This window comes from Stutzerimonas balearica DSM 6083, assembly GCF_000818015.1.
GTDB lineage: Bacteria > Pseudomonadota > Gammaproteobacteria > Pseudomonadales > Pseudomonadaceae > Stutzerimonas > Stutzerimonas balearica.
Genome location: NZ_CP007511.1, coordinates 864283 through 877026 on the forward strand (window position 1 = coordinate 864283; position 12744 = coordinate 877026).

Annotated in this window: 12 protein-coding genes; 5 read left to right on the plus strand and 7 right to left on the minus strand. The window is 65.5% G+C overall.

Annotated features, from left to right (window positions below):
- Nucleotides 1–70: 70 nt before the first annotated feature.
- A complete protein-coding gene (locus CL52_RS03880; RefSeq protein WP_043218632.1) occupies nt 71–847 on the plus strand; it encodes a ferredoxin--NADP reductase in 777 nt (258 codons plus the stop codon).
- Nucleotides 848–1080: 233 nt separating this feature from the next.
- Here CL52_RS03880 and gdhA read toward each other — a convergent pair whose 3' ends face one another.
- The 6 genes from gdhA to ettA form a co-directional block, all read right to left on the minus strand.
- Nucleotides 1081–2418, minus strand: a complete 1338-nt coding sequence (gene gdhA / locus CL52_RS03885) for an NADP-specific glutamate dehydrogenase (protein ID WP_043218634.1) — start codon at nt 2416–2418, stop codon at nt 1081–1083.
- 356 nt (nt 2419–2774) lie between these two features.
- Entirely contained in the window at nt 2775–3560 is a 786-nt protein-coding gene (siaD, locus tag CL52_RS03890; RefSeq protein WP_043218637.1) for a biofilm regulation diguanylate cyclase SiaD, read from the minus strand.
- 10 nt (nt 3561–3570) lie between these two features.
- Nucleotides 3571–3948, minus strand: coding sequence for a biofilm regulation phosphoprotein SiaC (gene siaC, locus CL52_RS03895; protein WP_043218639.1), 378 nt, complete (start codon nt 3946–3948; stop codon nt 3571–3573).
- 19 nt (nt 3949–3967) lie between these two features.
- On the minus strand, nt 3968–4510 hold the full coding sequence (gene siaB / locus CL52_RS03900; RefSeq protein ID WP_041103784.1) for a biofilm regulation protein kinase SiaB: 543 nt from the start codon (nt 4508–4510) through the stop codon (nt 3968–3970).
- A 22-nt stretch (nt 4511–4532) separates the two neighbouring features.
- Nucleotides 4533–6521: a biofilm regulation protein phosphatase SiaA gene (gene siaA, locus CL52_RS03905; RefSeq protein ID WP_043218642.1), complete on the minus strand. Its 1989-nt coding sequence runs from the start codon at nt 6519–6521 to the stop codon at nt 4533–4535.
- 157 nt (nt 6522–6678) lie between these two features.
- Entirely contained in the window at nt 6679–8346 is a 1668-nt protein-coding gene (ettA, locus tag CL52_RS03910) for an energy-dependent translational throttle protein EttA (protein ID WP_041103788.1), read from the minus strand.
- Nucleotides 8347–8589: 243 nt separating this feature from the next.
- Between ettA and glyA the strand changes: the two genes are divergently transcribed.
- The 3 genes from glyA to CL52_RS03925 all read left to right on the plus strand — a co-directional run bounded on the left by glyA (nt 8590) and on the right by CL52_RS03925 (nt 10788).
- The gene (glyA, locus tag CL52_RS03915; RefSeq protein ID WP_043218643.1) at nt 8590–9843 is read left to right on the plus strand and encodes a serine hydroxymethyltransferase; all 1254 of its coding nucleotides are present in this window, start codon (nt 8590–8592) and stop codon (nt 9841–9843) included.
- Nucleotides 9844–9939: 96 nt separating this feature from the next.
- A complete protein-coding gene (locus tag CL52_RS03920; protein ID WP_041103791.1) occupies nt 9940–10401 on the plus strand; it encodes a methyltransferase family protein in 462 nt (153 codons plus the stop codon).
- 24 nt (nt 10402–10425) lie between these two features.
- Nucleotides 10426–10788, plus strand: a complete 363-nt coding sequence (locus tag CL52_RS03925) for a PilZ domain-containing protein (RefSeq protein ID WP_043218646.1) — start codon at nt 10426–10428, stop codon at nt 10786–10788.
- A gap of 4 nt (nt 10789–10792) precedes the next feature.
- On the opposite strand, the gene radA is transcribed toward CL52_RS03925, so the two are convergent.
- A complete protein-coding gene (gene radA / locus CL52_RS03930; protein WP_043218647.1) occupies nt 10793–12154 on the minus strand; it encodes a DNA repair protein RadA in 1362 nt (453 codons plus the stop codon).
- Nucleotides 12155–12269: 115 nt separating this feature from the next.
- Between radA and CL52_RS03935 the strand changes: the two genes are divergently transcribed.
- Entirely contained in the window at nt 12270–12704 is a 435-nt protein-coding gene (locus tag CL52_RS03935; RefSeq protein ID WP_043218649.1) for a CopD family protein, read from the plus strand.
- Nucleotides 12705–12744: the final 40 nt, after the last annotated feature.

Consider the following 12744-nt stretch of genomic DNA (forward strand, 5'->3'; position numbering starts at 1 on the left):
TGTCGACGTCGGAAAGAGGTATCAAGACGCTATACGGGCGAGGCCCGAAGACGCTCGGAGGGAGCGAAGTATGACCGCCAGCGAAGAGAAGTTCACCCGCCAGCGGCTGCTCGAAGTGCAGACGCTGACGCCCAACCTGTTCACCCTGCGCACTACGCGCGACCCCGGCTTTCGCTTCACCGCCGGGCAGTTCGCCCGGCTCGGTGTGCGCAAGCCCAGTGGTTGCATCGTCTGGCGCGCCTACTCGATGGTGTCCGCGCCGCACGACGAGTTTCTCGATTTCTTTTCCATCGTGGTGCCGGACGGCGAGTTCACCAGCGAGTTGAGCCGGCTCTCGGTCGGCGACGAGCTGCTGGTCGAGAAGCAGGCCTTCGGCTTTCTCACCCTGGATCGTTTCCCGGACGGGCGCGATCTCTGGCTGCTGGCCACCGGCACCGGCATCGCGCCGTTCCTGTCGATCCTGCAGGACTTCGAGGCCTGGCAGCGCTTCGAGCGCATCGTGCTGGTCTACAGCGTGCGCCAGCAGCGCGAGCTGGCCTACCAGCAGCTGATCGCCGACCTGCCGCGGCGTGAGTACCTCGAAGGCCTCGGCGACAAGCTGACCTACCTGCCGGTGGTGACCCGCGAGCAGGTGCCCGGTGCGCTGCACGGGCGCATCACGCAGCTGATCGAGACCGGCGAACTGGAACGCGCCGCGGGCCTGGCGCTGAGCCCCGAGCATTCGCGGATCATGCTCTGCGGCAATCCACAGATGATCGAGGATACCCGTGCGGTCCTGAAGACGCGGGACCTGCAGCTGGCGCTGACGCGACGGCCGGGACAGGTGGCGGTGGAGAATTACTGGTAGGGCGGCTTGTTCATCTGCGCCGCGTGGAAAATCGCTGCGCGCGTTTTCCACCCTACGTTGGCCGGGTACGTGCCGCGCTCCTAGCGAGTAGGGTGGATGGCCGAAGCCATCCACGCGGGCGGTGGTCGGTGTTCGAGGCCCAGTCGCTGCCCGCATGGCGTGCTCAAAACGACAGAGCCCCGCCGGGTGACCGGCGGGGCTCTTGCCTTATCGCTAGCGGCTTGCTCGCTGCTTCAGACCACGCCCTGGGCCAGCATGGCGTCGGCGACCTTGACGAAGCCGGCGATGTTGGCGCCTTTCACGTAGTTGATCCGGCCATTTTCCTCACCGTGCGCGACGCAGGCGTGGTGGATCGACTGCATGATGCCGTGCAGCTTGGTATCCACTTCGCCGGCGGTCCAGTGCAGGCGCATGGCGTTCTGGCTCATCTCCAGGCCGCTACAGGCCACGCCTCCGGCATTCGACGCCTTGCCCGGCGCGTAGAGGATGCCGGCCTCGAGGAACAGGTCCACGGCTTCCAAAGTCGACGGCATGTTCGCGCCTTCGGCCACGCAGATGCAGCCGTTGTTCAGCAGCGCGCGGGCGTCATCTTCGTCCAGCTCGTTCTGCGTGGCGCAGGGCAGGGCGATGTCGCAGGGCAGGTTCCACGGGCGCTGGCCGGGCAGGTAGGTCGCGCCGAAGTGGGCGCCCATTTCCTCGAGGCGGCCGCGACGGACGTTCTTCAGGTCCATCAGGTAGGCCCACTGCTCGGCTGTCAGGCCATCGGGGAAGTGCAGGGTGCCGCCCGAGTCGGACAGCGAGACGACGCGGCCGCCCAGTTCCATGACCTTCTGCGCGGCATATTGCGCGACGTTGCCGGAACCGGAGATCGCCACGCGCTTGCCGTCGAAGCTGCTGTGACGGCTCTTGAGCATTTCCTCGGCGAAGTACACGCAGCCGTAGCCGGTGGCTTCCGGGCGGATCAGGCTGCCGCCGTAGGCCAGGCCCTTGCCGGTCAGCACCGAGGTGAACTGGTTGGCCAGGCGCTTGTACTGGCCGAAGAGGAAGCCGATCTCGCGCCCGCCGACGCCGATGTCACCGGCCGGCACGTCGAGGTCGGCGCCAACGTGGCGATACAGCTCGCTCATGAACGACTGGCAGAAGCGCATCACTTCGTTGTCGCTCTTGCCCTTGGGATTGAAGTCCGAGCCGCCCTTGCCGCCGCCCATGGGCAGCGACGTCAGGGAGTTCTTGAAGACCTGTTCGAAGGCGAGGAACTTGAGGACGCCGAGGTTGACCGAGGGATGGAAGCGCAGGCCGCCCTTGTACGGGCCGATGGCGCTGTTCATCTGGATGCGATAGCCGCGGTTGACCTGGACCCGGCCCTGATCGTCGACCCACGGCACGCGGAAGATGATCGCGCGCTCCGGCTCCACCATGCGCTCGAGGATGCCGGCCTGCAGGTAGCGCGGGTTGGCTTCGAGGAAGGGCCAGAGGCTGCGTACCACCTCCTCGACTGCCTGATGGAACTCCGGCTGGTGCGGATCGCGTTGCTTCAGGCGAGCGAGAAAGGAATCAACGGTCTCGAACATGGAAAGGCCTCTCACGTGACCGCGCGTGGCAGTCGATCGAAAAATGGGGGTCGGCGACTGTAACAAAGCGTCTTTGCACCGTGAAAGTGCGTTTGCAGGTTGCCTGTTCGTTCATGGTGCGTTCGCATGCACCAAAAAATGACACTGCTGCGTCACTGGTGGAGGACGCCAGGCGGCCGGGCGCGCGCACGCTCTCGCCTGCGTCTCGCGCAACGTTGTGCTGGAACGGCTTGCCGCGGTTTGCGGTGGGGGCTCAGCGCCGGCAAGGCACTTTGCTACCAGATGTGTCGGAGGCGAGTGCCTGGTGGCTCGGTGGCGAGCCGGGGGACAGCTAGGGGAGGGGCCGCCGAGTGCGCTCAGTCGGCGCGCTCGCAGCGATTGCGGCCACTGCGCTTGGCTTTCAGCAGGGCGACATCGGCGCGATTGATCGCCTTGGAGTAGTTCTCTTCGCGCTGCAGTTCAGCCAGGCCTATGCTCACCGTGACCGACAGCGGCTCGTCATTGGCGCGCACGACCAGGGCTTCGAGCGCGCGCCGCAAGCGCTCGGTCACCAGGGCGGCACGCTCCGCGTCGGTCTCGGGCATGAGCACGAGGAATTCCTCGCCGCCCCAACGCCCGCAGAGATCGTGATCGCGCAGCTCGGCTTCCATGACCCGGGCGATCTCGATCAGCACCTGGTCGCCGACCTCATGGCCGTAGTCGTCGTTGATGCGTTTGAAGTGATCGATGTCCAGCAATGCCAGGCACAGCGGCCGTGTATAGCGCCGGGCCCGCTCGCTTTCCTCGCGCAGCCTTTCGGTGAGCAGGCGACGGTTGGCGATGCCGGTCAGGGCATCGTGCGTCGAGGCTTCCTTCAGCGCGACGTTCAGGTCGCGCATCATGCTCTGGTAGCGATCGGAAATGCGTGCCACCTTTTCCAGCCGGTGCAGCTGCTTCTCGAAGCGCGCAGTCATGCTCAGCTCGCGCTCGCGGGCAATGCTCTGATAGCCGTCGGACAGCCGCGCGATACGCTCGATACGCTCGAGCAGGTCGCGGTGCGCACCCCACAGGCGAGCCAGGGCATCGTGCAGTCGATGCGCCTCGTGCCCCGGTTCGGCCAGCAGTTCGGCGATTTCCTGCTCAAGGGGTTGCGGCCCGCGCATCAGAAAGCCCTCAGTCTTGGCTCAGAATCGAGAAGGGAAAGGTGCAGTCTTCCTTGAATTCTTCGGCCAGCTCCATGACCCGCTCGTTGCGCGTGTCGTAGTACCAGTTCACGCCGACGCTGCGGCCCTGCTGGTGTGCGGCCTCGAGCAGGTCGAAGATGTCCATCATGGCCTTGATGCTGCTGGTGTTCAGGTACAGCAGGCGCAGTTCGAGGCTCAGCGGGCGTTCGGCTTCGGCGAGAAAGCGTTCGATCCAGGCAAACACCTGATGAAACAGCTCGTAGGAGTTCTCGGGGTAGGAGTCGCCCTGCATCGAGACGGTGCCGGCGGCCCAATCGGACTGGATGGCAGGAGTGGACTGGCTGCCGGGAATGGAAAAATCGTTCATATCGTGCGTGCTCTGAAAATCAAATGACCGCGCTCAGGCTGATGAAGTGAAGGCCGTCGGTGGCCGGCTGCATGGCTGCACGCAGGGGCTCGCTGGACTTGCGGGCGATGTCGATCAGGCCTAGGCCGGCGCCGGACACGACGTGCTCGTCGCGCGGCTTGCGCAGCTGCTCCTTGTACATGGCCTTGAGCGCCGGCTTGTCCAGCTGCGCCAGGCTGGCCACGGCGGCCAGCAGCATCTCGCCGTCGGCCTGCTCGATCAGGTTGCCGGCCGAAACCACATAGCGGCCCTGCTCATCGCGCGAGACGACCACGGTCGCGCCGGCCTGCTGGTCGCTCCAGTTCTTCCCGCGGGTGTAGTGGCGGATGTTCTGCGTCATCTCGACGTAGACGGCGAACACGTCCATGGCCGAGGACGGGTGCGCGTGCTCGGCCTGCATGTAGTTGCGCAGGGCGTTGCCGATCTCCTCGATCAGGCTGCGCGAGATCGGGCCGTTGAAGCACAGCAGGATCTGCTGCCGGTTGTAGTGTTCGCGCATGGCGAACAGGTCGATGGGTTCCATGGGGACTCCTGGTGGAACTCGTTCAATCGAAGCGAAAGCACAGCATGGTGATGTCGTCGCGCTGCGGATAGTCGCCTTGGTAACGCTCTAGCGCTGCGCTGAATGCCTCGCCCTGCTCGTCGAGCGGCAGGCGCGCGTGCTGACGGATCAACTCCTCGAACCGGCTGTTGCCAAAACCGAAGCCGTCGTCGCCACCGGCCTGATCGAGGAAGCCATCGGTGGTCATGTAAAAGGTCCGCCCGGGTCGCAACTCGACTCGGCTGTTGTGGTACTCACCGGCCCGCTTGTCGGCGATGGCCCGGCGTGCGGCTCGGATCTCCCGGACGTCTTCGCCGTCGCAATAGTAGAGCGCAATCTTCGCCCCGGCATAGACCACCTCGCGCTGCTGCAGATCAACGAAAGCGAGGCCCAGGTCCATGTTTGTCGCCAGCCCGCGTGGCATGCCCTCTTCACGAAGCATCCCGCGCACGATCATGTCGGTGCGGCTCAGCGCGGCGGCGGGGTCTTCGATGCCGATGGCATCGATCGCCTGGTCGATCGCCGCATGCGCGAGCATGGTCATCAGCGCGCCGGGCACGCCGTGGCCGGCACAATCGACGACCCCGAACAGGCAGCCCCTTTCGCTCGCCCGGAACACATAGAAATCGCCGCCCACGACGTCGCGCGGTCGCCAGAGTACGGCATGCCGCTCGCCGAGCGTACTGACCATCTGTCGATTGGGCAGAATGGCGCGCTGGATGATGCTGGCGTAGTCGATCGAGTCGTCGATCTTCTTGTGCGCGGCGGCCATTTCGCGGTTGGCCTGTTCCAGCTCACGGGTACGCTCGCGGACGCGATCCTCGAGCTCGTGAGTATGCCGACGGACCTGCTGGGCCATCGCGCCGAACGCCGCGCTGAGCTCGCCGATCTCGTCGTCGCGATCGGTCGGCAAGGGCGCTCCGTACTCGCCCGCTGCCAGTGCCTGGGCGCTGCGGCGCAACTGGCGCAGGGGCTTGAGCACGCGCTTTTCCACCAGCCAGGCGCCGCCGCCGATGAGCGCGACGATCAGCAGCACGAACAGGGCGATGGCCGGTAGCAGCGGGCGCAGCTCGATGACCTGTGCGGTACTCAGGTCGACCACGCTGGCGACGAACCATTGCAGCTCGGGGATCCAGCTCAGCGCGAGCAGGCGCGGCGCGCCGTTGATCGCCACCTTGAGCATCATCACCTCGCCGGGTGCTTGCCGGGCGTCGCTCATCACGCCCCGCACCTCGGTAGCATCCTCGGGAGCGGTCAACATTCCCAGCAGGCTGGTCGACAAAGAGCGACCCTGCGCGGCATTGAGGGTGACCAGGTCCTGGTCGGGGTGGATCAGGATCGAGCCATAGACATCGAGCACCATCGACTCGACGCCGCTCTTGTCCGCTGCGGTGAACTGTTTGACGAAGTGACTCAGGTCCAGGCCGGAACCGACCAGGCCGAGCGCCTGGCCGTCGCTGCCGTGGACCAGTACGTTGAACCAGACCTTCAGCTCGCCGGTGACGACGGAGCGGTCGACATTGATCTGGTAGGGCGTGGTTTCGCGTAACGCCTGGAAGAACCAGGCATCACGGGGGTTGCCCTGTTCGAGTCGATAGCGAGGCTGCTGGCTCGGCTCCTGCCCCGGGCCGTTGGCGTAATAGCCTTGACCGCGGGCGGACGCCGCGAAATAGAGGTGATCGCTGAGGGTTTGCTGAAAGGCTGCGGCCTCCCGAAAGAACAGCTCGCGCCAGGCGGGATCCTGCTCGTTCTGCAGCCAGGCGAGGGTGATCTGCGAGCCAGCCAGGCGCTGGGCGAGTGCCAGCTCGCGCGACACCGGGGCGAACACCCGCTCGCGATTGAGCTGGACGAGGTTTTTCGCATAGGCCTCGCCAAAGCGACTCTGCACCCCTTCGAGTGCCTGGTAGCCAATGAATCCGGCAAAAGCGAACGCCAGCAGGCAGCTGAGCAGCAGAGCCAGCAACGATTTACCACGCAAGCCTAGAGCCGCCATGCGGGGGTCCCTTCGTCCGTCACGAGTTTTCAGACGCGGCGGTGGCACCGCGAGCTGGGCGAGTCGGCCGCCGATTATCCAGCTATTGCAGCAAAACGCCATCACCTGCGGCGATGGCGTTCGAACAAGGGAAGCCCCGGCAGGCTTCCCTCATGGCTCACTGCGCCAGCTTGCGGTACTTGACCCGGTGCGGCTGGGCGGCGGCGTCACCGAGGCGCTTCTTGCGATCGGCCTCGAACTCGGTGTAGTTGCCTTCGAAGAAGTACACCTTGGCGTCGTCCTCGTAGGAGAGGATGTGCGTGGCGATACGGTCGAGGAACCAGCGGTCGTGGGAGATCACGATGGCCGAGCCGGGGAAGTCCAGCAGCGCCTCTTCCAGCGCACGCAGGGTTTCCACGTCGAGGTCGTTGGACGGTTCGTCGAGCAGCAGCACGTTGCCGCCCTGCTTGAGCGTCAGCGCCAGATGCAGGCGGCCGCGCTCACCGCCGGACAGGTCCTTGACGAACTTCTGCTGGTCGGCGCCCTTGAAGTTGAAGCGGCCGACATAGCCGCGCGAGGGCACCTCGTAGTTGCCGACGCGGATCATGTCCAGGCCATCGGAGACCTGCTCCCAGACGGTCTTGTTGCCATCGAGGTTCTCGCGGCTCTGCTCGACGCTGGCGATCTGCACGGTATCGCCCAGTTCGATGCTGCCGCTGTCGGGCTGCTCCTTGCCGGTGATCATGCGGAACAGCGTCGACTTGCCCGCGCCGTTGCCACCGATGACGCCGACGATGGCACCTTTGGGGATGCTGAAGGAGAGGTCGTCGATGAGCACGCGGTCGCCGTAGCTCTTGGTCAGGTGGTTGACCTCGATGACCTTGTCGCCCAGGCGCGGGCCGGCCGGGATATAGATCTCGTTCGTTTCGCTGCGCTTCTGGAATTCCTGCGACTGCATTTCCTCGAAGCGCTGCAGGCGGGCCTTGGACTTGGCCTGGCGCGCCTTGGCGCCCTGGCGTACCCATTCCAGCTCGGCCTTCATCGCCTTGGCGTGGGCCGCCTCCTGCTTGGCTTCCTGCTCCAGGCGCGCGGACTTCGATTCCAGCCACTGCGAGTAATTGCCCTCGAAGGGGATGCCATGGCCGCGGTCGAGTTCGAGGATCCAGCCGGCGACGTTGTCGAGGAAGTAGCGGTCGTGGGTGATCGCCACCACGGTGCCGGGGAAGTCGTGGAGGAAACGCTCCAGCCAGGCCACCGAGTCGGCGTCCAGGTGGTTGGTCGGTTCGTCCAGCAGCAGCATGTCCGGCGCCGAGAGCAGCAGGCGGCACAGTGCCACGCGGCGCTTCTCGCCGCCGGAGAGGTGCTCGATCCTGGCGTCCCAGGCCGGCAGGCGCAGCGCGTCGGCAGCGACTTCCAGCTGGCGCTCGAGGTTGTGGCCGTCGGCGGCCTGCAGGATGGCCTCGAGCTTGGCCTGCTCGGCGGCCAGGGCGTCGAAGTCGGCATCCGGCTCGGCGTAGGCGGCATAGACCTCGTCGAGGCGGGCCTGGGCCTGCTTGATCTCGCCCACGGCCTCTTCGACGATTTCGCGTACGGTCTTGGCCGGATCGAGCTGCGGCTCCTGCGGCAGGTAGCCGACCTTGATGCCCGGCATGGCCCGCGCCTCGCCGTCGAACTCGGTGTCGACGCCGGCCATGATGCGCAGCAGCGTGGACTTGCCCGCGCCGTTCAGGCCGAGCACGCCGATCTTGGCGCCCGGGAAGAACGACAGGGAGATGTTCTTGAGGATCTCACGCTTCGGGGGCACGACCTTGCTGACCCGATGCATGGTGTAGACGTATTGAGCCATGGAAACAGATGCCCGTGACAGTGGTGAAAAAGCATGGAAACCCGGCTCGGCAGGGCCGTCCAGGTCAAACGCGCAAAGCTACTCCATTGCTCGGGACAGGGCAAACCGCGCCCGGTTCCAGCTGGCGTCGCCGGCATGAGCGTGGCTCGTGGCCGCTTGACTGGCTTTCATACCGCAGCCTGCACGGATGCGTTAGAATCCGCGCCTTCTTCCCAACTGCCAGCTGATCTCAGAGGACGCCCAATGTTCAGCCGTGACTTGACCATCGAACGCTTCGACGCCGAACTCTTCGCTGCCATGCAGCAGGAAGCCCAGCGTCAGGAAGACCACATCGAGCTGATCGCCTCGGAGAACTACACCAGCCCGGCGGTGATGGAAGCCCAGGGCAGCGTGCTGACCAACAAGTACGCCGAAGGTTACCCGGGCAAGCGCTACTACGGCGGTTGCGAGTACGTCGACGTGGTCGAGCAGCTGGCCATCGACCGTGCCAAGGAGCTGTTTGGCGCCGACTATGCCAACGTCCAGCCGCACGCCGGTTCGCAGGCCAACGCCGCGGTTTACCTGGCTCTGCTCAGCGCTGGCGACACCATCCTCGGCATGAGCCTGGCCCACGGCGGTCACCTGACCCACGGTGCCTCGGTATCCTCCTCCGGCAAGCTCTACAACGCCGTGCAGTACGGCATCAACGACCAGGGTCTGATCGACTACGACGAAGTCGAGCGCCTGGCTGTCGAGCACAAGCCGAAGATGATCGTCGCCGGCTTCTCGGCTTACTCGCAGAAGCTCGACTTCCCGCGTTTCCGCGAGATCGCCGACAAGGTCGGTGCGTATCTCTTCGTCGACATGGCGCACGTCGCCGGTCTGGTTGCCGCTGGCGTTTACCCGAACCCGGTACCGTTCGCCGACGTCGTTACCACCACCACCCACAAGACTCTGCGCGGCCCGCGCGGCGGCCTGATCCTGGCCAAGAAGAACGAAGAGATCGAGAAGAAGCTGAACTCCGCCGTCTTCCCGGGTGCCCAGGGCGGCCCGCTGGAGCACGTCATCGCCGCCAAGGCGATCTGCTTCAAGGAAGCGCTGCAGCCCGAGTTCAAGGCTTATCAGCAGCAGGTCGTGAAGAATGCCCAGGCCATGGCCCAGGTGTTCATCGAGCGTGGCTTCGACGTGGTCTCCGGCGGTACGCAGAACCACCTGTTCCTGCTCAGCCTGATCAAGCAGGACATCACTGGCAAGGATGCGGACGCCGCACTCGGCCGTGCCCACATCACGGTGAACAAGAACAGCGTGCCGAACGACCCGCGTTCGCCCTTCGTCACCTCCGGCCTGCGTATCGGTACGCCAGCCGTCACTACCCGTGGTTTCGGTGAAGCCGAGTGCCGCGAGCTGGCCGGCTGGATCTGCGACATCCTCGACAACATGGGCGACGAGTCGGTGATCGACGCGGTGCGAGCCAAGGTCGCGGCTGTCTGCGCCAAGTTTCCGGTGTACGGAAAGTAATCACCGGTCGCTCCAGGAAAGCCCGCGCAAGCGGGCTTTCTGCTTTTTGCGCCGTGCCAACGCTAGACTGTCCGTAGTCGGCAAGGAAGGCATTCGATGCACAAGCGCAGCTCGCGGGTGATTCTCCCGCCTCCGGTGATCTATCTGCTGTTTCTCGCGCTCGCCTGGGGCGTCGAGAGCCTTTGGCCGTTCCCGCTGCCGGACAATCTCTGGACGCGCTATCTGGGTTGGGGACTGATCGACGCCGGTGTGCTGCTGATGCTCTGGGCCGGGCTCCTGATGCTGCGGCGACGGACCACCGTCAACCCCTACGGCACGCCGCGGCGGCTGCTCGCCGATGGACCTTTTCGCTTCTCGCGCAATCCCATCTATCTGGCCGATACGCTGATCTACGGCGGCGTGGCGTTGCTCTGGGGCAGCCTGTGGCCATGGCTGCTATTGCCCGCGCTGATCGTCGTGATGCAGCGTGGTGTGATCGGGCATGAAGAGCGCCTGCTGGGCGAGCTGTTCGGCGAGGAGTACCGTGACTACTGCCGGCGCGTCAGGCGCTGGCTCTAGCTGGCAGGGCCAGGGAGGAGAACCATGCAAGACAATTCCGAGCGTCGCCGCTTTCAGCGGATCGGATTCGAGGCCGAAGCCCTGTTAAGCCAGGGTGAACGAGAATGGACGGTGCGCGTCCACGACCTGTCGCTCAAGGGGCTGCTGGTCGAGTGCCCGGTTGGCGGGGCCGTGCAGAAGGATCTGCCGCTACAGGCGAGCATCCGCCTGGCCGCCGACGTGCAGGTCGAGATGGAGGTGTTGCCGGCGCACGAGCATGACGGCCTGCTCGGCCTGGCCTGCCAGCACATCGACCTCGATTCGATGACTCACCTGCGTCGCCTGGTCGAGCTCAACCTGGGCGATAGCAGCCTGCTTGAGCGTGAGCTCGCCGCGCTGGGCGCCTAATCGGTCATTCGAACAGGGCGTCGAGGGCCTGCTCCAGGCGCGTCACGGCAATGATCTGCAGGCCTGCCGGGGCCTCCTTCGGCGCATTGCCCTTGGGCACGATGGCGCGCTTGAAGCCATGCTTGGCGGCTTCCTTCAGGCGTTCCTGGCCGCTCGGCACCGGGCGGATCTCACCGGACAGGCCCACCTCACCGAACACCAGCAGGTCGGTGTCCAGCGGGCGATTGCGCAGGCTGGATATCACCGCGGCCATAAGGGCGAGGTCCGCAGCGGTCTCCAGCACCTTCACGCCGCCTACTACGTTGATGAACACGTCCTGATCGTAGGTGGGGATGCTGCCGTGGCGGTGCAGCACCGCCAGCAGCATGGCCAGGCGGTTCTGATCCAGGCCCAGGGTGACGCGGCGCGGGTTGGCCAGGTGGCTGGTGTCGACCAGCGCCTGCACTTCCACCAGCATCGGCCGGGTGCCTTCCCAGGTCGCCATCACCACGCTGCCGGGCACCGCTTCCTGGGCGCGGGTGAGGAAGATCGCCGAGGGGTTGGTGACTTCCTTCAGGCCCTTGTCGGTCATGCCGAACACGCCGAGTTCGTTGACGGCGCCGAAGCGGTTCTTCACCGCACGCAGCAGGCGCAGGCGGCCATCGGATTCGCCCTCGAAATACAGCACCGTGTCGACCATGTGTTCCAGCACGCGCGGGCCGGCCAACGCGCCTTCCTTGGTGACATGGCCGACCAGAAAGATGGCGGTGCCGCTCTGCTTGGCGAAGCGCACCAGCAACGCCGCGCTCTCGCGCACCTGGGCGACACCGCCGGGCGCGGACTGCAGCTGCTCGGTGAAGATCGTCTGGATCGAGTCGATGACCATGACCTTGGGCTTCTCCAGCCGCGCAGTGGCGATGATCGACTCGATGCAGGTCTCGGTCATCACCTTGAGCTTGTCTTGCGGCAGGTCGAGGCGCCGCGCGCGCATGGCGACCTGCTGCTGCGATTCCTCACCGGTGACGTAAAGCGCAGGGAAGCGCTGGGCCACGGCGCAGAGCGTCTGCAGGAGGATCGTGGATTTGCCGATACCCGGATCGCCACCGATCAGCACCACCGAGCCGTCGACCAGGCCGCCGCCGAGCACACGGTCGAGTTCGCCGGAGGCCGTGGAGAAGCGCGGTACTTCCTCGACGCTGACCTCGGCCAGGGTCTTGATGTTGGCCTGGTCTCCGGCCCAGCCGGCACGCCCCGAGGCAGCCGGGGTGGCCTCGACGACCGTTTCCACCAGGGTGTTCCAGGCGCCGCAGTCGCCGCACTGGCCGGCCCACTTGGGGAAGGTCGAGCCGCATTCGGTGCAGCCATACATGCGCTTGGCCTTGGCCATGGGAAACTCCGGTCGAGGAAAGGAGCCGCATGATAACGGCTGGCTTGATCGCCATCAGCTACAAGGCCACGGCCGCCGCGCGAGACTGTCAACAAAACGCACAGGAGTCTTTGCGATGCGCTATCTGCTGTTTGTTCACCTGCTGGGGGCGAGCGTCTGGGTCGGCGGCCATCTGGTGCTGCTGTTCAGCGTGCTGCCGGGGGCGTTGCGTGGGCGCGACCCGCAGCCGGTGCGGCGATTCGAGCAGCTCTACGAGCGTGTCGGTGTGCCGGCCCTGGTGGTGCAGGTGGTGACCGGACTCTGGATGGCGAGCCTCTGGCTGCCGCACGGGCAATGGCTCGACAGCAATCCGATCGCCCGGTTGATTCAGGGCAAGCTGCTGCTGCTGGGGCTGACCGCCGTTCTGGGGCTGCATGCACGGCTGGCGTTGATTCCGCGGCTCGATGGCAAGCGTCTGCCTCAGCTGGGCCTGCACATTCTGCTGATCACCTTGACCGCCGTGGCGTTCGTCTGGGTAGGCGTCGGTTTTCGCTTCGGCGGGCTCTTCTAGCGCACGGCGTGCGGAAACGAAAGGGCCCGCCTAAGCGGGC